At 47.1% G+C, this 17,900-nt stretch carries 24 protein-coding genes and 1 pseudogene; 19 read left to right on the top strand and 6 right to left on the bottom strand.

Going from position 1 to position 17,900, the window contains the following annotated elements; genetic code table 11:
- Window positions 1-19 precede the first annotated feature (19 nt).
- Together PS053_RS21750 and PS053_RS21745 are read right to left on the bottom strand one after the other, a co-directional pair.
- On the bottom strand, window positions 20-316 hold the full coding sequence (locus PS053_RS21750) for a CII family transcriptional regulator (protein WP_273774476.1): 297 nt from the start codon (window positions 314-316) through the stop codon (window positions 20-22).
- Window positions 317-437: 121 nt separating this feature from the next.
- Window positions 438-668 carry a hypothetical protein gene (locus PS053_RS21745; RefSeq protein WP_001535911.1) on the bottom strand — a complete coding sequence of 77 codons (231 nt, stop codon included), beginning with the start codon at window positions 666-668 and terminating at the stop codon, window positions 438-440.
- Window positions 669-747: 79 nt separating this feature from the next.
- On the opposite strand from PS053_RS21745, the gene PS053_RS21740 reads away from it, so the two are divergent.
- Complete coding sequence (locus PS053_RS21740) at window positions 748-1,455, top strand: LexA family transcriptional regulator (RefSeq protein ID WP_213091065.1); 708 nt, start codon at window positions 748-750, stop codon at window positions 1,453-1,455.
- 311 nt (window positions 1,456-1,766) lie between these two features.
- A complete protein-coding gene (locus PS053_RS21735) occupies window positions 1,767-2,060 on the top strand; it encodes a hypothetical protein (RefSeq protein ID WP_039020496.1) in 294 nt (97 codons plus the stop codon).
- Here PS053_RS21735 and PS053_RS21730 read toward each other — a convergent pair whose 3' ends face one another.
- Window positions 2,061-2,225 carry a hypothetical protein gene (locus PS053_RS21730; RefSeq protein ID WP_000129979.1) on the bottom strand — a complete coding sequence of 55 codons (165 nt, stop codon included), beginning with the start codon at window positions 2,223-2,225 and terminating at the stop codon, window positions 2,061-2,063.
- Window positions 2,226-2,365: 140 nt separating this feature from the next.
- Here PS053_RS21730 and PS053_RS21725 point away from each other — a divergent pair, with 140 nt between their 5' ends.
- The 17 genes and pseudogenes from PS053_RS21725 to PS053_RS21645 all read left to right on the top strand — a co-directional run bounded on the left by PS053_RS21725 (window position 2,366) and on the right by PS053_RS21645 (window position 12,116).
- Window positions 2,366-2,815, top strand: coding sequence for a hypothetical protein (locus tag PS053_RS21725; RefSeq protein ID WP_265450807.1), 450 nt, complete (start codon window positions 2,366-2,368; stop codon window positions 2,813-2,815).
- A gap of 239 nt (window positions 2,816-3,054) precedes the next feature.
- Window positions 3,055-3,225 carry a hypothetical protein gene (locus PS053_RS21720; RefSeq protein WP_001183771.1) on the top strand — a complete coding sequence of 57 codons (171 nt, stop codon included), beginning with the start codon at window positions 3,055-3,057 and terminating at the stop codon, window positions 3,223-3,225.
- 26 nt (window positions 3,226-3,251) lie between these two features.
- On the top strand, window positions 3,252-4,343 hold the full coding sequence (locus PS053_RS21715; protein WP_273774466.1) for an RNA-guided endonuclease InsQ/TnpB family protein: 1,092 nt from the start codon (window positions 3,252-3,254) through the stop codon (window positions 4,341-4,343).
- Between the two features lie 264 nt (window positions 4,344-4,607).
- Window positions 4,608-5,315 (top strand): Rad52/Rad22 family DNA repair protein, encoded by a 708-nt coding sequence (locus PS053_RS21710; protein ID WP_000365284.1) that lies wholly within the window; start codon window positions 4,608-4,610, stop codon window positions 5,313-5,315.
- Window positions 5,316-5,783, top strand: coding sequence for an HNH endonuclease (locus PS053_RS21705; RefSeq protein WP_000018646.1), 468 nt, complete (start codon window positions 5,316-5,318; stop codon window positions 5,781-5,783).
- Window positions 5,780-6,286, top strand: coding sequence for a single-stranded DNA-binding protein (gene ssb / locus PS053_RS21700; RefSeq protein ID WP_000098523.1), 507 nt, complete (start codon window positions 5,780-5,782; stop codon window positions 6,284-6,286). Before PS053_RS21705 ends, ssb begins: the two co-directional genes overlap by 4 nt.
- Window positions 6,287-6,299: 13 nt before the next feature.
- Complete coding sequence (locus tag PS053_RS21695) at window positions 6,300-6,596, top strand: phage anti-RecBCD protein (RefSeq protein ID WP_273774462.1); 297 nt, start codon at window positions 6,300-6,302, stop codon at window positions 6,594-6,596.
- 19 nt (window positions 6,597-6,615) lie between these two features.
- A complete protein-coding gene (locus PS053_RS21690) occupies window positions 6,616-6,897 on the top strand; it encodes a DUF5405 family protein (protein WP_000773123.1) in 282 nt (93 codons plus the stop codon).
- A 5-nt stretch (window positions 6,898-6,902) separates the two neighbouring features.
- Window positions 6,903-7,058, top strand: a pseudogene (locus PS053_RS21685) (DUF2737 family protein); the annotation flags it as partial.
- Window positions 7,055-7,531: a hypothetical protein gene (locus tag PS053_RS21680; protein ID WP_273774460.1), complete on the top strand. Its 477-nt coding sequence runs from the start codon at window positions 7,055-7,057 to the stop codon at window positions 7,529-7,531. The pseudogene PS053_RS21685 and the gene PS053_RS21680, both read left to right, overlap by 4 nt.
- On the top strand, window positions 7,528-8,202 hold the full coding sequence (locus tag PS053_RS21675; RefSeq protein ID WP_273774459.1) for an ead/Ea22-like family protein: 675 nt from the start codon (window positions 7,528-7,530) through the stop codon (window positions 8,200-8,202). The genes PS053_RS21680 and PS053_RS21675 overlap by 4 nt, the downstream gene beginning before the upstream one ends.
- Window positions 8,199-8,549: a DUF551 domain-containing protein gene (locus tag PS053_RS21670; protein WP_001345188.1), complete on the top strand. Its 351-nt coding sequence runs from the start codon at window positions 8,199-8,201 to the stop codon at window positions 8,547-8,549. The genes PS053_RS21675 and PS053_RS21670 overlap by 4 nt, the downstream gene beginning before the upstream one ends.
- A gap of 74 nt (window positions 8,550-8,623) precedes the next feature.
- Entirely contained in the window at window positions 8,624-8,866 is a 243-nt protein-coding gene (locus PS053_RS21665; protein ID WP_000457736.1) for a DUF4222 domain-containing protein, read from the top strand.
- Window positions 8,867-8,984: 118 nt separating this feature from the next.
- Window positions 8,985-9,329 carry a hypothetical protein gene (locus tag PS053_RS21660; RefSeq protein ID WP_001281192.1) on the top strand — a complete coding sequence of 115 codons (345 nt, stop codon included), beginning with the start codon at window positions 8,985-8,987 and terminating at the stop codon, window positions 9,327-9,329.
- Window positions 9,330-9,434: 105 nt separating this feature from the next.
- On the top strand, window positions 9,435-9,653 hold the full coding sequence (locus tag PS053_RS21655) for an excisionase (RefSeq protein ID WP_032236770.1): 219 nt from the start codon (window positions 9,435-9,437) through the stop codon (window positions 9,651-9,653).
- The gene (locus PS053_RS21650) at window positions 9,631-10,698 is read left to right on the top strand and encodes a tyrosine-type recombinase/integrase (protein WP_124866297.1); all 1,068 of its coding nucleotides are present in this window, start codon (window positions 9,631-9,633) and stop codon (window positions 10,696-10,698) included. The genes PS053_RS21655 and PS053_RS21650 overlap by 23 nt, the downstream gene beginning before the upstream one ends.
- A gap of 134 nt (window positions 10,699-10,832) precedes the next feature.
- Entirely contained in the window at window positions 10,833-12,116 is a 1,284-nt protein-coding gene (locus tag PS053_RS21645) for a putative acyl-CoA thioester hydrolase (protein ID WP_054411105.1), read from the top strand.
- A 698-nt stretch (window positions 12,117-12,814) separates the two neighbouring features.
- On the opposite strand, the gene PS053_RS21640 is transcribed toward PS053_RS21645, so the two are convergent.
- The 3 genes from PS053_RS21640 to PS053_RS21630 all read right to left on the bottom strand — a co-directional run bounded on the left by PS053_RS21640 (window position 12,815) and on the right by PS053_RS21630 (window position 17,819).
- Complete coding sequence (locus PS053_RS21640) at window positions 12,815-15,076, bottom strand: hydratase (protein WP_256879090.1); 2,262 nt, start codon at window positions 15,074-15,076, stop codon at window positions 12,815-12,817.
- Window positions 15,077-15,258: 182 nt separating this feature from the next.
- A complete protein-coding gene (locus PS053_RS21635) occupies window positions 15,259-16,692 on the bottom strand; it encodes an anion permease (RefSeq protein ID WP_059223656.1) in 1,434 nt (477 codons plus the stop codon).
- A gap of 74 nt (window positions 16,693-16,766) precedes the next feature.
- Complete coding sequence (locus PS053_RS21630) at window positions 16,767-17,819, bottom strand: 4-oxalomesaconate tautomerase (RefSeq protein WP_054411110.1); 1,053 nt, start codon at window positions 17,817-17,819, stop codon at window positions 16,767-16,769.
- Window positions 17,820-17,900: the final 81 nt, after the last annotated feature.

The following is a 17,900-nucleotide window of genomic DNA, read 5'->3' as shown; positions in this document are numbered from 1 at the left end:
GATTGATCCAGTAATGACCTCAGAATTCCATCTGGATTTGTTCAGAACGCTCGGTTGCCGCCGGGCGTTTTTTATTGGTGATTCCATCAAGCGCATACTTAAAAGCCCTGCTAATCGGACTGATGTCTGATGCCATTCCGAAAGCACACAAGACCGAAGCAATAAACCGCCAGTCCGTTCTGCTTATCTTCGATTCATGACAGCCAATCATCTTTGCCAGACCGCGCTGGGTAAGCGTTGACAGGTTGATAAGTAAATCTGTTTCTGCGCGATCAATTTCTCGCTGTGTTGGCTTGCTGTAACTTGCTTGTGTCATTTCTTACTATCTCCATAGGTAAATAATTTGGGTTTTTATCGTGCACCATTGACAGTCATCCTTGACCACGCCGGGCACCCGACCGTATACCGGGCCGTTCGGTACTAAAAGTACATTTTTATTACATGACAAACTGCTGTTTGCCGATACGGCGAATCTGTGCTGCTGAGTACTTGCCGCCTGATGCCTTGGCGATCTTATCCGCATATTCGGTTTCACCAGTGAACTCGGTACGCGGCAGAGAACCACGCTCAAGCCACTTATAGATGGCTTTTGGCGTAAGTCCACAAACATCAGCCACAACAGAAACTCGAACGGATTTGATAACTTCTCCAAACGTAACTTCGTTCATGCTTCTCTCCTGTGGTGAACTTATGGTTCATATTATGACGGAACTGATAGTACAGTCAATACCTAATATAGTTGAACTTATGGTTCAACAGAAAGAGCGTGAAACTTTCTCGCAGAGGCTTGCGCTGGCCTGTGATAAAGCGGGATTACCTTTGCATGGTAGGCAGGCTGATTTAGCTGTCAGGCTTAAGGTCACACCAAAAGCCATTAGTAAATGGTTCAACGGGGAGTCAATACCAAGAAAAGACAAGATGGAATCTCTGGCTTCGGTGCTGGGAACCACTGCGGCATATCTGCATGGCTATGCTGATGATGACGGTATCACGGTAAATCATCTATCAAGATCAAATGATTCTTATCGTGTTGATGTATTGGATGTTCAGGCGAGCGCCGGGCCAGGAACCATGGTTTCCAATGAATTTATAGAAAAGATAAGAGCAATTGAATATACGACCGAGCAGGCAAGAATTTTATTTAATGGAAGGCCACAGGAAAGCGTAAAAGTCATCACGGTTCGCGGTGACAGCATGGAGGGAACCATCAATCCGGGAGATGAGATCTTTGTTGATGTATCCATAACCTGTTTTGATGGCGATGGCATTTATGTATTCGTGTTTGGAAAAACAATGCATGTTAAGCGTCTGCAAATGCAAAAGAACAGGCTTGCCGTCATCTCTGACAATGCCGCTTATGATCGATGGTACATAGAAGAAGGTGAAGAAGAGCAACTTCACATTCTAGCCAAAGTTCTCATTAGGCAGTCAATCGATTACAAGCGATTCGGATAAAAATAAATTTCCTTAAAGTTCACTAACTTATGATGTAGTGAGCTTTTTATACCAATAAAATGTACTATTGGTACTTTACATTAATGAACTTTAAGTACATCATAAGCCCATAGACGAACGGCGCGTCTTTAAACCATGCGTCGGGAGCGCGGCGGGTTCAGGATGAACGGCAATGCTGCTCACTACAAAAGAACATTTCCATAACTTGATAGTTATTGAAGTGTTTTTATATACGGGGTTAGCGATCTCGTGACACAAGCTCTTTACGCGGCAGGCTACAGGAAATCAAAACAACTGACAGCGAGGTAATTATGGATATTTCATGTATTGAACAATTACTAATTGAGAAAACGAAAGAAATGCTTGATGTATTGGACATAAAAATATCTGAGTTAAAAGATACACCTGCGACACAACTTATTCTCGAACGTAGTCGAAATAAATTCTTAGAATTAAGTCCTGACGTTCAAAATATAGCATCTAAACTGCTGGCTACATTGATTGAGAGAAATGCATTGTTATCGATGTCATCAGATGAACGAAAAAAACTGGCGAACGAAGATGCTGCAACCATCCGCCAGGCATTCGAAATTTTGTTCTCTTAATTACTTACTGTTTATTCTGATAATCTCATCAAGAATTTTTTCATAAACAACTGTGATTGGCTTTCCGTCAATGCCAGGGGCAAGATTACCGGCTCTGATAAGCTCAACAATAATCTGTTGAGCGGCTTCGTGTGGGTTGGTTTTAGGATTAACAATATCTGTCATAACAAAGCCCTTCTTTTGACTGTGGAAACAACAGTCTACCCATTTCCTTTGACTGTGGAAAGTGAAGGAACCACCGAGCCTGATGTGGTTAAAAGACAGGCACAATCTTTACTACCGCAATCCACTATTTAAGGTGATATATGGAAGAACAAGCAAACAAGATTCTCGTAGAACTACTGCAAAAAGCCAGTAATGGAATAGATGCGGCTGTTTCATTTAGCCAGGCACAGATTCCCGATGTTGTTCATCAGTTGCTGTTATGGAATATGGTTGACAGTCTGATTAAAACATTAATAGCCATTTTAACAATCCCGCTGGTTTTCTGGTTTATGAAGAAACAGTGCCAAAAAGTTGAAATTGGTAAGTTCGATGATGAAGGATGGTCATGGGATAAGGGGAAGACTAAATACAAACCGACTATGATTTGGGAAAGTAACGGTGAGATTAGTTTTCTAATCTTACCATTAGCTGCAGTTTTTGTTCTGTGGGTAAGTTTTATTATTGCTGTAGTAACCAATATGACTTGGTTAAAAATTTGGCTGGCCCCAAAGCTTTACCTTATCGAATATGCAGCATCATTGGTTAAGTAATTTTAGGCCGCATAGTCGGCCTTTATTTTTGGCATAAACAACAGAATAAATACTGCACTGTGTATTCATTCCAACGAGTGAATACACGGAGCAATGTCGCTCGTAACTAAACAGGAGCCGACTTGTTCTGATTATTGGAAATCTTCTTTGCCCTCCAGTGTGAGGGCTTTTTTATATGCATACCAATAACGCTTCACTCGAGGCGTTTTCGTTATGCAATCAAACAGAAGGAGCATCCTATGCAACAGTTCGCTATTGCAGGGGCGGCATCGGTTCGCCCTTTCAACCCGATTTTATCGGTGCAGCATTCACGAAAAAATATTTTAACCGGAGCAGACTTTAAACAACCAAGAATGAAAAGTTTGCTCGAAAAGCTTTGGGATATTTTGAAACAACAAGGCCGTCCATGAGTTTTACCAATAAGGGGAGCAAGTAAATGGCTATTCAGACTAAAACATTGCAGGTACGCGTCAAAGACCGCCACGCCTCCTTGTTGCGTCAGATGGCCTTTGAAGTGAACCAAGTTTTTAACTTTATCAATGAAATGACTGCGGCTGAATACAGCACTGTCAGCGAATACGGACCAAAACAAAGAGTTTGGTTAACTGAATTTGACGTAGATAAACGCATTGCTGGTATTCAAAAGGAGCGCGGATACCACATACAAGCAGCTACTTGTCAGGAAATCTCAAAACATCACGCTAAAGCGCGTAAACAGTTTAAACGCAGTAAGCTGCGCTGGCGTAAAAGTGGCGGTGCTGGGCGTAGTCTTTGTTGGGTTCCGTTCAAAGGTGCTCAAGTGAAATGGGTAAACGGCTGCATCAAGTTTGCCGGGCACTATTTCAAAGTGTGGGATAGCTATGGATTAAATGGCTTTAAATTCCGTGCTGGTAACTTTGCAGAAGATGCGCGCGGTCGCTGGTATTTCAATGTTGCAGTTGAATACGAATGCGAACCAACTAAAGGCACTGCCGACGTGGGTATCGATCTTGGTCTGAAAGACATTGCCACCACTTCGGATGGTGAAAAACTTCCGGCTAAACGTTGGTATCGTGAATTAGAAGGCAAATTAAAAATTGCTCAACGTGCCCATAATAAAAAACGTGTTAGAGCTATCCACGCAAAAATCAAAAATCGCCGTAAAGATGCACACCATAAGTTTTCTACGGCGCTGGTTAATAAATACGCCGCTATTTTTGTAGGCGACGTAAGCAGTAAAAAGTTATCAAAAACAAATTTGGCAAAAAGTATCTACGACGCCGGCTGGTGTCAGCTAAAAAATCAGATTCAGTATAAAGCGATTGCGCGGAGTGTGGTTTTTGAGGTCGTAGATGAAGCGTACACCACCCAGACTTGCTCGTGCTGCGGAGCTATTAGCTGCAGTAGTCCGAAGGGTAGGGCAGGCCTTGGAATAAGAGAATGGATCTGCGTGGAATGTGGTGAACTCCACGACCGCGACGTAAACGCGGCAAAGAACATTCTCGCGGCGGGACATCGCCGTCTCGAAGGAGGAATCCACGCCCTTTAGGGCGTGGAGGATGTCAAAGATAACTGGTCAGACAAAGAATTCATTCGTCAGATGAAAGAATTAATCGGTAACGAAGGAGATATTAATGTCACTTGCAACCACAGTGAAGGAGAGCAAGTTACAGAGACGCATGTACACGCAGAAAGCTCTCTGGTATCGCCATAATGGCGACCGCGAAGGAATGCGGGTATGCCTTAATTTGTCCCGAGTCGAAGTATTAAATCAGCGTTATTTCCTTGGGCCGTGTCCATTCTGAGGTGAATTATGGATTTGAACAAATTCGATGAGCCATTCAGCCCTGAAGATATCGAATGGCGAATACAGCAAAGCGGTAAAACACGCGATGGCAAGGTGTGGGCTATGGTGCTGGCTTATGTCACGAACCGGGCAATCATGAAACGCCTAGACGATGTTTGCGGCAAAGCAGGATGGCGCAATGAATACCGAGATATTCCCAACAACGGAGGCGTTGAATGCGGCATATCAATCAAGATTGATTCCGAATGGGTAACCAAATGGGATGCTGCTGAAAACACGCAGGTAGAAGCCGTCAAAGGTGGTCGTTCAGGTGCAATGAAGCGTGCTGCCGTTCAGTGGGGAATCGGTCGGTATCTGTATAACCTTGAGGAAGGTTTCGCACAAACATCTCCCGATAAAAAGCAGGGGTGGCACAGGGCAAAACTGAAGGATGGAACAGGATTTTACTGGCTCCCTCCATCGCTGCCAGGCTGGGCAATCCCAGCATCAGATAACAAACCATCACCAGAAAATACCAACCAGAAATCTCCATCGGTTGACTGCGAGCAAATCCTGAAAGACTTCAGCGATTATGCGTCAACAGAAACTGACAAGAAAAAACTCATCGAGCGTTATCAGCGTGACTGGCAATTAATGGCTGGCAACGAGGAAGCGCAGGCTAAATGCGTTCAGGTAATGAACATCAGAGTTAACGAACTAAAACAGGCGGCATAAATGTCTCACTTGGACGGAATTATTAAAAGATTCGAGTCCAGCTACAAAGTTAATGAAACAACAGGTTGCTGGGAGTCTACCTATTCAAAAAACAAAGGAGGATACACAAAATTTGTAGCCTTTGGCGTAACAATGCTTTCTCATCGGGTTGCTTTTGAGCTTTATCACTCCCCCATTCCATCTGGGAAGATGGTTTGCCACAAATGCGATAACCCATGCTGCGTTAATCCTGAACATCTCTTTTTAGGTAGCGCGCAAGAAAACATGGACGACAAGATAGCAAAAGGAAGGCATCGTGGAGCCAAGAAAGGTCATGCTCATCATGGTGCAAAATTAACAGAGTGGCAGGTTATAGAAATTAGGAAAAGACTCTCTGAAAAAGAGAGTCAGTACAAGATAGCAAAAGACATGGGTGTATCTCAATCAATTATAAGCAACATAAAAACTGGCAAGAGGTGGAGCAAATGAGTTCTCGCGGGATAAATAAGGTGATTATCCTTGGTCGGGTAGGACAAGACCCGGAAGTTCGATACTCACCATCAGGAACAGCGTTCGCTAACCTGACAATAGCCACGTCAGAACAATGGCGAGATAAAAATACTGGCGAGCAAAAGGAATTGACTGAATGGCATCGTGTTGCTGTATCCGGGAAACTGGCTGAGGTCGTGGGGCAGTATGTGAAAAAAGGTGATCAGATTTATTTCGAGGGAATGCTGAGAACCAGAAAGTGGAAAGACCAGTCAGGACAAGACCGTTACACAACCGAGGTTCATGTCGGAATTAATGGCGTGATGCAAATGCTTGGCGGCATTGGCGACAGCAAACAACAAGCAGCCAGCAGGCAATCACAGAAGCCACAGCAGCAATCATCACCAGCACAACACAACGAACCACCTATGGATTTTGACGACGATATACCCTTTGCACCAGTAACTCTCCCCTTCCCTCGTCACGCTATTCACGCAATTTAATCAGGAGAAAATCATGCCAGCGCCTCTGTATTGTGCGGATGACGCGCGCCGCTGTTCCGGCAATTCCGTATCGGAGGTGCTGGATAAATTCAGAAAAAACTACGATCGAATAATGTCTCTACCGCAGGAAACGAAAGAGGAAAAGGAATTTCGCCACTGTATATGGCTTGCAGAGAAAGAAGAACGCGAGCGAATTGACCAGACATCAATCCGACCATTCCGCAAAGCCACATATACCCACTTCCATGAATATATCGACCCGCGCCTGCGTAATTACCGCTCACGCTATGGCGCTATCAGTAATGACTGAGGAATTAACAATGAAAACAATGAAGCTAAACATCGACCTCGGCAAATACGTTATTACCGGAACAAAACACGACCTGATTCTTAGCGAAAGAGGAATTATCAAAGAAGGCGAGAATGCAGGGAAAGAAACACTAAGTCGTATCGGTTATTACAGCAAGTTTGAGCATCTGGTTAAAGAATTATGCAACCGTGAAATCCTGTTATCTCAGGCGCAGACGCTACAGGATATTCAGCAGCATATCGAGACTTTAGGTGTGTCACTTAGCATGGCTATTGACCAGTTCGTGGAGAGTAAATCATGAGATGACTTGCATACAATCCCGGCATTCTTCCGGCAGAAATGATTATTCGCCAACGCGTAAAGCCAATGCCATCGAGAGAGGAATTGCTTAAGAGAAAGAGTTTCGGTTCTGTTAATGACAACAAATATCTGAATGCGATGTGGCGGAGTGGGAAGAAATGAAACAAATGTCACTAATTGAGATGGATGGTTTTCTGAAAGGTAAATGCATCCCAAGTGATTTAAAGGTTAACGAAACAAACGCTGAATATCTGGTGCGTAAATTTGCTGAAGCGGAGGCCAAGTGCGCGGCGATGGCAGCGGAGAGTGCGGGGATGAAGTCTGGCGCTATGGACGAAATCAAGGTTATCAACCGTGGAGGTCAGGCATATTGCGTAAAAGATGGAGTGCAAGTTAATCCCATGTATGCAAGAGGGTGGAATGACTATCGCGCAAAGTCTCTGCAATCAGACACCCCAGCCACCGATGCTTTCCTGGCTGAAGTACGGGCGCAGGGCGTGGATATGGCTCGTAACGCGATGATTGATTTTGTTGATGGTGAAGTTGGGCCAAACAAGAACGTTCCGGGGCTGATTAGAGGCGCAGAGATATGCGTAAGTATTGCTGAACTGCTTCGCAAAGGAGGCAACCAGTGAGCGAAATTAATTACCAGTCACTGCGTGAGGTGGCGGAACGTGCAATTCCAGCAATGGAACGCCTGTTAATGTTGCCAGCTGATGATGATTTGTTAAGTGAACAGGAACTTAAAGATTACGGTGTGGATATTGATGCGCTCAACGCCTTCAAATTTCTGGCCGGACCAGAAACCGTGCTGGCACTGCTGGATGAACGGGAAAGAAACCAGCAATACATCAAACGCCGCGACCAGGAGAACGAGGAAATTGCGCTAACGGTAGGGAAGCTGCGTGTTGAGCTTGAGGAAGCAAAATCAAAACTCAACGAGCAGCGTGAGTATTACGAAGGTGTTATCTCGGATGGGAGTAAACGTATTGCTGAACTGGAGAAAAGCGAAGAGCAACTCATTAACGAGCGTGACCATGCTGAGTCTGCTTTAGCTGATATGTACTTCGCAACAACCGGGGATAGGCCTGAGTGGAGTAACTGTTTCAGTTTTTCAGATGCTGTCGATGCCGTAGTTGACAGAATTGCTGATTTAGAAGCCAAACAGCCATCGCCAGTAGTACCGGAAGAAAAACCAATGCCTAACCCTCTTAGCATGTACACAGTTGATGCTGTTGCAGCTATTGCAGAGGTGAGAGGCTGGAACGCCTGCCGTGCAGCCATGCTTAAGGGAGATAAATCATGATTAATCGAACCAAACTGGAGCACATCCTCGAGTATGCCAGGCAGCAGAGGCGCTTTGGCCAGCTTTGTAAAATTCTGCCAGGAGATATGGTTGAAATCGTGGAGATTGCCATGCGTAAGACTGGCAACTCTCCGGTAAGTCCGGGTGGTTGGATAAGCTGTAGTGAGCGAATGCCCGCTCAAGATGATTGGATTTTAATTTATTCAAAGCACGGTGAGTATATGGCAGGACAGGTACAAGAGGAATACGTGGAGTTGAGCGACGGCACTTTATCGTGGTTAGGGAACGCCTTGTACTGGATGCTGCTACCAGAACCGCCGCAGGGAGTGAATGATGAATTGGCCTGAAGCATTCACCGCTGTAGGAGTTGCAATCGCGGTGGCATTTATTCTGTATTCGCTTTTCCGCTGGGGATAAAGGAATGTTCGCTCTGATTCAACGTGGTCAGATATACACCGATAGCGCCGGCTACCCGATAAAAATTCTTCGCTGCATAAACAACACTGTGTTGTACAGAAGAATGGATGGGCGAACACAGTCGGTAAAAATAAACGATTTTAATGAACTGTTTGAACGGATCGATCACCAGGAATACCGACAAATTCTGGCTGAAACAGAGCAGGAGAACCATCTGAAAAAATTACGCGCCATGCAAAGGAGATAAACCGGTAAAGGTGTTCGCGATAAAGGTGAATATCGGCAATGAATAACAATCCTCGCACTCGCGGGGATTTCTTTTATCTGAACTCGCTACGGCGGGTTTTGTTTTATGGAGACAAGAAATGTCAGATTTGGCTATGAAGGTTTTGAAATGGCAATCGACTGGCGATGTTGGCATCAGTAGCGCAACTCTTGCCTCAATCGCATGTGGACTGAAAAAGAATATCTATGGTCATCACTTCGGCGCTCCACATGACGCAGCAGACTTCCGGCGATGCGTTGCACTTGTTGAGCAGATTCCAGAAATCAGAGATTCATTCGACAAGGTTGCAAAGCGCGTTCCGGCATTCAAAGGCATCCTCAACGAATGGGATTCCCTCGTCGCTCTGTTGAAGTCTGAAATGAAGATACACGGAAACAAAGCACCAGAGACTTACAGGAGAATCAGCGAGTTACGAAAGGACTAACCACAGCCTCACACTCGATGAGGCCTGTTATGGCTCAATGATATCCAGACCTACCATCGCCGCATCAATGCGGCTTTTCTTGCGTGTAATTGCGGAGACTTTGCGATGTACTTGACACTTCAGGAGTGGAATGCACGCCAGCGGCGCCCAAGAAGCCTTGAAACAGTTCGTCGATGGGTACGCGAGTGCAGGATATTCCCTCCTCCGGTTAAGGATGGAAGAGAGTATCTGTTCCACGAATCAGCGGTAAAGGTTGACTTAAATCGACCAGTAACAGGTAGCCTTTTGAAGAGGATCAGAAATGGGAAGAAGGAGAAGCCATAAGCGGCGCGACCTGCCGCCAAATCTCTACGAAAGAAACGGGTATTACTGCTATAGAGACCCGAGGACGAAAAAAGAGTTTGGGCTGGGAAGAGACAGGAGGGTAGCAATTTCCGAAGCAATTCACACCAACATTGAGCTTTTCAGCGAAAGCGGGCACGAATCATTGCTTGGCAGGATTAAAGGCGCTGACTCAATCACTCTCCATGCTTGGCTTGATCGCTACGAAAAAATCCTCTCCAGCAGAGGGATCAAGCAGAAGACATTAATAAATTACATGAGCAAAATTAAAGCAATAAGGAAGGAGCTACCTGATGTTCCACTTGAAGACATCACCACAAAAGAAATTGCGACAATGCTCAATGGATACATAGACGAGGGTAAGGCGGCATCAGCCAAGTTAATCAGATCAACACTGAGCGATGCATTCCGAGAGGCTATAGCTGAAGGCCATATAACAACAAACCCGGTCACCGCCACTCGCGCAGCAAAATCAGAGGTAAGGAGATCAAGACTTACGGCTGACGAATACCTGAAAATTTATCAAGCAGCAGAATCATCACCATGTTGGCTCAGACTTGCAATGGAACTGGCTGTTGTTACCGGGCAGCGAGTTGGTGATTTATGCGAAATGAAGTGGTCTGATATCGTAGATGGCTATCTTTATGTCGAGCAAAGCAAAACAGGCGTAAAAATTGCCATTCCTACAACATTGCATGTTGATGCTCTCGGGATATCAATGAAAGAAACACTTGATAAATGCAAAGAGACTCTTGGCGGAGAAACCATAATTGCATCTACTCGTCGTGAACCGCTTTCATCCGGCACGGTATCAAGGTATTTTATGCGCGCACGAAAAGCATCAGGTCTTTCCTTCGAAGGGACTCCGCCTACCTTTCACGAGTTGCGCAGTTTGTCTGCAAGACTCTATGAGAAGCAGATAAGCGATAAATTTGCTCAACATCTTCTCGGGCATAAGTCGGACACCATGGCATCACAGTATCGTGATGACAGAGGCAGGGAGTGGGACAAAATTGAAATCAAATAATGATTTTATTTTGACTGATAGTGACCTGTTCGTTGCAACAAATTGATAAGTAATGCTTTTTTATAAGGCCAACTTAGTATAAAAAAGCAGGCTTCAACGGATTCATTTTTCCATTTCATAGCCCGGAGCAACCTGTGAACACATTTTCAGTTTCCCGTCTGGCGCTGGCACTGGCTTTTGGCGTGACGCTGACCGCCTGTAGCTCAACACCGCCCGATCAACGTCCTTCTGATCAAACCGCGCCTGGTACTTCTTCTCGCCCGATTCTGTCGGCAAAAGAAGCGCAGAATTTCGATGCTCAACACTATTTTTCATCCCTGACGCCTGGTGCTGCGGCGTGGAATCCTTCGCCGATTACCCTGCCTGCACAACCTGACTTTGTTGTCGGCCCGGCGGGTACTCCAGGTGTAACGCATACCACGATTCAGGCGGCGGTAGATGCGGCAATTATCAAGCGTACCAATAAGCGCCAGTATATTGCCGTGATGCCTGGAGAGTATCAGGGAACGGTGTATGTCCCTGCAGCTCCGGGTGGAATCACCGTCTATGGTACAGGCGAAAAACCGATTGATGTGAAGATTGGACTCTCCCTTGATGGCGGCATGAGCCCTGCCGACTGGCGTCATGACGTCAACCCGCGCGGCAAATATATGCCAGGTAAACCAGCGTGGTATATGTACGATAGCTGCCAGAGCAAACGCAGCAACAGTATCGGCGTTCTGTGTTCTGCGGTCTTCTGGTCGCAAAACAATGGCCTGCAACTGCAAAATCTGACCATCGAAAACACGCTGGGCGATAGCGTAGATGCAGGCAACCATCCGGCGGTAGCTCTGCGTACTGATGGCGATAAAGTACAGATCAATAACGTCAATATTCTGGGTCGTCAGAATACTTTCTTTGTGACTAACAGTGGCGTGCAAAACCGTCTGGAAACCAACCGCCAGCCGCGTACGCTGGTGACTAACAGCTACATCGAAGGGGATGTGGATATCGTTTCTGGTCGCGGCGCAGTGGTGTTCGATAATACTGAATTCCGCGTGGTGAACTCCCGTACCCAGCAGGAAGCGTATGTGTTTGCACCAGCTACGCTGTCTAATATCTATTACGGTTTCCTGGCAGTAAATAGCCGATTTAATGCTTCTGGTGATGGCGTCGCGCAGTTGGGTCGCTCGCTGGATGTTGATGCCAATACCAACGGCCAGGTGGTGATTCGTGATAGCGCCATTAACGAAGGCTTTAACACAGCTAAACCGTGGGCTGATGCGGTGATCTCTAATCGTCCGTTTGCGGGTAATACCGGCAGCACTGATGATAGCGACGATGTACAGCGCAATCTGAATGACACTAACTACAACCGCATGTGGGAGTACAACAACCGCGGCGTGGGTAGCAAAGTGGTTGCAGAGGCGAAGAAGTAAGAGCTATTAACTCATTGCCGGATGCGGCGTAAACGCCTTATCCGGCCTACAGGACCGATGCGATTTGTAGGTCGGATAAGATGCGCCAGCATCGCATCCGACAATAAGTGCCGGATGCGGCGAGAACGCCTTATCCGGCCTACAGGTTCGATGCGATTTGTAGGTCGGATAAGATGTGCCTGCATCACATCCGACAATAAGTGCCGGATGCGGCGTAAACGCCTTATTCGGCCTACAGGACCGATGCGATTTGTAGATTGGATAAGATGCACCAGCATTGCATCCGACAATAAGTGCCGGATGCGGCGAAAACGCCTTATCCGGCCTACAGGTTCGATACGATTTGTAGGTCGGATAAGATGCGCCAGCATCGCATCCGACAATAAGTGCCGGATGCGGCGTAAACGCCTTATCCGGCCTACAGGACCGATGCGATTTGTAAGTCGGATAAGATGCGCCTGCATCGCATCCGACAATAAGTGCCGGATGCGGCGTAAACGCCTTATCCGGCCTACAGGACCGATGCGATTTGTAGGTCGGATAAGATGCGCCAGCATCGCATCCGACAATAAGTGCCGGATGCGGCGAGAATGCCTTATCCGGCCTACAGGTTCGATACGATTTGTAGGTCGGATAAGATGTGCCAGCATCGCATCCGACAGGTGTGCCGAATGTGACCTACATTCACACGGCGCTTTTTACATCTGACGGTTTTTATTGAAGTTAATCAGACTCCCCGCCTTGATAATCTCGCGCTCTTCAGCCGTCAGGCTTTCCATGTAAAGCGTGATTTCCGTTACCGGCACATCTTCATGGATCACATAACCTTTGAACGTCGAACCTGGATTATCCAGCGCCGCTTTTATACCTGGGATATAAATGTAATCCCCCACGTCAAACGTCGGTGCTTCCGCCATTTGCAATGGTAACATCCCCCAATTGATGACGTTAGAACGGTAGCGTTTAGTGGCGTATTCCTCGGCGATATTCGCCAGACCGCCAATGACGCGCTGGCAGCTTGCCGCCTGTTCACGCGCTGAACCATCACCCGGTTTGACCGCATAGACCATGCTGCCAATTTCAGTTTGCAGCGGATCTATATTTTCCTGACCAGCAATCTGCTTAATACGCGCAAACACCTCTGCCAGTTCACTGACATTCCCCACCAGACGCTGATTTTCCAGCTCAGCGGTCGCTTTACTTCTGCCGACATAGCCCGGATCGCGGCGCGACAGGGTAAACTCGGCCAGACCAACCGGATTTGAACGATACGAAGAGGTTTCACCGGAAGGAATCAATTCGTCGGTGGTGGTCACCTCGTCGAGGATCTTCGAACACACTTTGAGAACGATATTGTCAGTCAGCGCGCCCAATTCCGGCCAGTCTTTGATGTTCGGTCCGTAGATCAGCGGTTGCTGGGTCGCCCCTTTCACAAAGCCCTGATAAACACGGTTTTTATACGGCGTTACATCGAAGGCGTACTCCGGCACGTTGTCCCAACAGTCCAGCTCGCTGGCCGAGGTTAAATAGCCACCGTTTACCGCAGTCGCCGCAATAGAACGAGCGTCCATCAACGCCACCGCTGACATCTGACCATTAGCTGGCTTAGAGCCTTCGCGGTTCGGGAAGTTACGTGTGGTGTGGCGAATACTCAAACCGTTGTTGATTGGCGTGTCGCCCGCGCCAAAACATGGGCCGCAGAACGCCGTTCTGATGATTGCGCCTGCGCCAATCAAATCTGCTACCACGCCTTTTTTGGCTAAATCCATAAATACCGGCTGCGATGACGGGTAGACTGCCAGCGAGAACGTATCGTTGCCACAGGATTGACCGCGTAGCGCATTCGCCGCCGCAATAACGTTTTCATAGTTACCGCCAGAACAACCGGCAATAATTCCCTGCTGCACTTTCAGGCGACCGTTTTCCACTTTATCCAGCAGCGAGAGTTTGGCTTTACCGTGCGCCACGCGTTCGGACTCAATTTCAATCTCACGCAGAATGTCGGTCAGGTTCTGGTTCAGCGTGTCGATTTCATACACGTTGCTCGGGTGGAATGGCAGCGCAATCATTGGTTTGATGGCGCTTAAATCAACGCTAATGCAACCATCGTAGTACGCCATTGGCTGTGGGTTAAGTTGGCTGTAATCCTGGCCGCGACCGTGCAACGCCAGCCAGTTATGGACTTCTTCATCGGTTTGCCAGACAGAACTTAAACAGGTCGTTTCAGTGGTCATCACGTCAACGCTATTACGGAAATCGGTAGAGAGCGAACTAACGCCCGGACCGACGAACTCCATCACTTTGTTTTTGACGTAACCGTTTTTGAACACTGCGCCAATGATCGCCAGCGCCACATCCTGCGGCCCCACATACGGCGCAGGTTTTCCGGTCAGATGTACCGCAACCACGCCCGGATAGTCGATATCCCAGGTATCATTGAGCAGTTGTTTTACCAGCTCGCCGCCGCCCTCGCCAACCGCCATTGTCCCTAGCGCACCGTAACGGGTATGACTGTCTGAACCGAGGATCATTTTGCCGCCGCCCGCCATCATCTCACGCATATATTGATGGATGACTGCAATATGCGGCGGCACAAAAATACCGCCATAACGCTGAGCTGCCGATAAACCGAAAATATGATCATCGCCATTAATGGTACCGCCCACGGCACACAGTGAGTTATGACAGTTGGTTAGTACATAGGGAAGCGGGAAACGCTCCATGCCAGATGCTTTGGCAGTCTGAACAATGCCGACAAAGGTAATATCGTGAGAAGCTAAGGAATCAAACTTAATTTTGAGTTTGTCCATACTCCCTGACGTGTTATGGGAAGAGAGAATAGACCAGGCAATAGTCCCTTTTTTCGCATCTTCTTTTTTTATTTCACCGGAATAATGTTCTTCGGCAATTATCTCGTTATTGCCGGCGAGAAACACGCCTTTATCAGATAACTTAATCATCAAAAACTCCAGATATCTGCGCACCGTAAAGTGCGCAGAAAGATAATAAATGGATATACTCTAAATAATTCGAGTTGCAGGAAGGCGACAAGCGAGTGAATCCCCAGGAGCTTACATAAGTAAGTGACTGGGGTGAGCGAACGCAGACGCAGCACATGCAACTTGAAGTATGACGAGTATATTTACAGCATGTTCCAGCCGATCAGCATATTCCACCACCACACGCCGAGGGTGATATGCACCAGGAAGGTTAATATCGTCAGTACCGCACCGACTAACCACCAGGATTTAATATCGTTATAGCCCACGCCGAAGATAACCGGACCTGCTGCGCCGCCATAGTGAGTGACCATGCCGCCGTAGGAGTTAGAAAACAGCAGCGCCAGCGCGGTTAACATCAACGGCGCGCCAGAGACGTTCGCCAACATGGCAAATACCGGCAACATAGCAACAATATAGGCACTGCCTGAAGCGAAGAAATAACGCACGATAATGCTAAGGAAAATAATCACGAAGAAGGCGACATTGCCGTGACCATCAAATGCCAGGTTATTTTTAAAGACTTCAGCCAACCATTCGAAGAATTTCACTTTCGATAATAATGAGCTTAAACCGATAATACCGCCGTACCAAATTAAGGTATTCCAGCCGCCTTTATTTTTAACGACGTCTTCCCAGGTTACGATGCCAAGCAGCAGCATTGTTGCCATAACTACGATAGCGACAGAAGATTCATCAACGCCCAGACTCTTACTGAAAATCCAGCCTAGCAATGCAAGCACGAAGACGACCAGCAGCATTTTTTCTCGGATTTTCATCGGTCCGAGTTCACTGAGACCAGCTTTGGCAATCGTTTTGTTATCAACCTTTTTGATTTCAGGCGGATACATGGTGTAGATCACCAGCGGAGTGACCAGCAGCATAATGATGCCCGGTAATCCGGCGGCTAGCGCCCATCCCCCCCAGCTAATTTGCAGGTGCAGAATGTCGTTGATCATTTTCAGCGCCAGAATGTTCCCCGCCATTGCGGTAAAGAACATATAGCTGGTGGTTTTGGTGACCATGTAAATGGACATCATCAGGTAATGTCCAACACGACGTGGGCTTTTTTCCGGTTCTGACCCCAGAGCTACCGCCACGCTGTTGATTATCGGTAACACAATGCCGCCCGCACGCGCGGTGTTGGAAGGTGTTGCCGGCGCAAGTACCAGATCGAGGAATACCGTAACGTAGCCCAGTCCCAGCGTAGTGTTACCAATTTTACCAATCAGCAAATAGGCGATACGTTTACCTAAGCCGGTGGTCACAAACGCGGCGCTTAAAGTGAACGCAGAGAATACCAGCCAGGTAGTACCGGAGGCATACCCGCTTAATACGGCTGTTGTTTTAAATTCTCCACCAGATAAGTTACCCACTACCACCATTGAGGCAGCAACGGCTATCAGCAATACCACCGGTTCAGGGAATGGCTTAATGACCAGTCCCACAATTGCCGCCAGGTAAATACCAAAAAGCACCCACGCCAGCTCACTTAACCCAGCCGGGGCTGGTATTAAGCCAATAATACATGGGATTGCTAATATAAGAATTAACTTCCATATCGATTTTTTATTCATTTGAAATCCTGATCATTCTGTATTGTTAATACAGAAGGCTTTTATTGATTGTCCTTATCACGACAAAGAATTTTTCAGGGAAGATAAACTTCGCCGGAAAATATTTTTCTGGTCGTCCGAATAACAGATGCCCGTAAAGTTGTGGCATCCTGACCTTCATTACTTAAATGCACATCAAGCGCACCACTGGGGTGTTCAATATTGATATTGCCGTAACCCACAGAAGCTGCAATTTGTCGGGTGACGGTACCTTCCAGAGCACAACTACTGGAAATGGCAATAGCACCAGTAATCGCCAGCGCGCGATGACAGGAATGCGGCATGAAATAGCGGACGTTAATCGCCCCGCCTTTTTGCGCAGGCGAAATAACTACAGGCTTAGGAATGACCTTATTACTAACATCCCCTAATCCCATTGCTTTACCAGCCTGTAAACGGATAGATTCAATACGGGCTAATAATGTTTTATCAGCATCCAGTTCCGCAGGCGATTCATAGCCTGTTTTTCCCAGATAGTCAGCGGGAATAATGACAACCGGCATGGCCATATCAATACAGGTCACCGGAATATCATCAAAATAATCAATCTGCTTATCCGTCGGAAAAACTTTTCCCGTTTTGGTCCCTGCGGCATTCAGAAAAGTGAGCGCTACTGGTGCGGCTGTTCCCGGCACGCCGTCAATTCGGGCGTTGCCTTCATAATTAACGACACCATTTGGCGTTTGTACATCCGCTTCAATATAGGTCCCGGTGTTGACGTTACGGATACGCACGCGAGTGACTGGTGATATCGCGGCGATTAAACCGTTCTCAATCGCGAATGCCCCCACGCCAGACAACATATTGCCGCAGTTAGGCGTGGTATCGACACGCTGCTCATGGACAATGACCTGAGCAAACAGATAATCAACATCAGCACGCGGATCGCAGGAACGGCTGATAATAGCCACTTTGCTGGTCAGCGGATTACCACCGCCGATACCGTCAATTTCCAGCTCATTACCGGAACCCATAATTGCCATCAATATTTTATCGCGCTGCGTTTGATCTTCGGGTAGATGTTCCGCTAACAGGAACGCGCCCCTCGAGGTACCACCTCGCATCATCACGCAGGGTATTTTTTTCATAATAATGCCCTCAATTAAAAAACATAACTTATTGCGATATGGTTACATTAAGGGCAAACCCGCGCTAATGACTTTAGCTTC

Source organism: Escherichia albertii, assembly GCF_028622335.1.
GTDB classification, from domain to species: Bacteria; Pseudomonadota; Gammaproteobacteria; order Enterobacterales; family Enterobacteriaceae; genus Escherichia; species Escherichia albertii.
This window is presented reverse-complemented; position numbering and strand designations above follow the sequence as displayed.

Excerpts from the sequence above, each read along its gene's own strand:
- PS053_RS21710 (WP_000365284.1), top strand. The coding sequence starts at position 4,608 with ATGGATTTGAACAAATTCGATGAGCCATTCAGCCCTGAAGATATCGAA.
- ssb (WP_000098523.1), top strand. The coding sequence starts at position 5,780 with ATGAGTTCTCGCGGGATAAATAAGGTGATTATCCTTGGTCGGGTAGGA.
- PS053_RS21725 (WP_265450807.1), top strand. The coding sequence starts at position 2,366 with ATGGAAGAACAAGCAAACAAGATTCTCGTAGAACTACTGCAAAAAGCC.
- PS053_RS21650 (WP_124866297.1), top strand. The coding sequence starts at position 9,631 with ATGGGAAGAAGGAGAAGCCATAAGCGGCGCGACCTGCCGCCAAATCTC.
- PS053_RS21705 (WP_000018646.1), top strand. The coding sequence starts at position 5,316 with ATGTCTCACTTGGACGGAATTATTAAAAGATTCGAGTCCAGCTACAAA.
- PS053_RS21695 (WP_273774462.1), top strand. The coding sequence starts at position 6,300 with ATGCCAGCGCCTCTGTATTGTGCGGATGACGCGCGCCGCTGTTCCGGC.
- PS053_RS21735 (WP_039020496.1), top strand. The coding sequence starts at position 1,767 with ATGGATATTTCATGTATTGAACAATTACTAATTGAGAAAACGAAAGAA.
- PS053_RS21740 (WP_213091065.1), top strand. The coding sequence starts at position 748 with ATGGTTCAACAGAAAGAGCGTGAAACTTTCTCGCAGAGGCTTGCGCTG.
- PS053_RS21730 (WP_000129979.1), bottom strand. The coding sequence starts at position 2,225 with ATGACAGATATTGTTAATCCTAAAACCAACCCACACGAAGCCGCTCAA.
- PS053_RS21680 (WP_273774460.1), top strand. The coding sequence starts at position 7,055 with ATGAAACAAATGTCACTAATTGAGATGGATGGTTTTCTGAAAGGTAAA.
- PS053_RS21670 (WP_001345188.1), top strand. The coding sequence starts at position 8,199 with ATGATTAATCGAACCAAACTGGAGCACATCCTCGAGTATGCCAGGCAG.
- PS053_RS21690 (WP_000773123.1), top strand. The coding sequence starts at position 6,616 with ATGAAGCTAAACATCGACCTCGGCAAATACGTTATTACCGGAACAAAA.
- PS053_RS21665 (WP_000457736.1), top strand. The coding sequence starts at position 8,624 with ATGTTCGCTCTGATTCAACGTGGTCAGATATACACCGATAGCGCCGGC.
- PS053_RS21720 (WP_001183771.1), top strand. The coding sequence starts at position 3,055 with ATGCAACAGTTCGCTATTGCAGGGGCGGCATCGGTTCGCCCTTTCAAC.
- PS053_RS21745 (WP_001535911.1), bottom strand. The coding sequence starts at position 668 with ATGAACGAAGTTACGTTTGGAGAAGTTATCAAATCCGTTCGAGTTTCT.
- PS053_RS21715 (WP_273774466.1), top strand. The coding sequence starts at position 3,252 with ATGGCTATTCAGACTAAAACATTGCAGGTACGCGTCAAAGACCGCCAC.
- PS053_RS21655 (WP_032236770.1), top strand. The coding sequence starts at position 9,435 with ATGTACTTGACACTTCAGGAGTGGAATGCACGCCAGCGGCGCCCAAGA.
- PS053_RS21630 (WP_054411110.1), bottom strand. The coding sequence starts at position 17,819 with ATGAAAAAAATACCCTGCGTGATGATGCGAGGTGGTACCTCGAGGGGC.
- PS053_RS21640 (WP_256879090.1), bottom strand. The coding sequence starts at position 15,076 with ATGATTAAGTTATCTGATAAAGGCGTGTTTCTCGCCGGCAATAACGAG.
- PS053_RS21750 (WP_273774476.1), bottom strand. The coding sequence starts at position 316 with ATGACACAAGCAAGTTACAGCAAGCCAACACAGCGAGAAATTGATCGC.
- PS053_RS21660 (WP_001281192.1), top strand. The coding sequence starts at position 8,985 with ATGTCAGATTTGGCTATGAAGGTTTTGAAATGGCAATCGACTGGCGAT.
- PS053_RS21635 (WP_059223656.1), bottom strand. The coding sequence starts at position 16,692 with ATGAATAAAAAATCGATATGGAAGTTAATTCTTATATTAGCAATCCCA.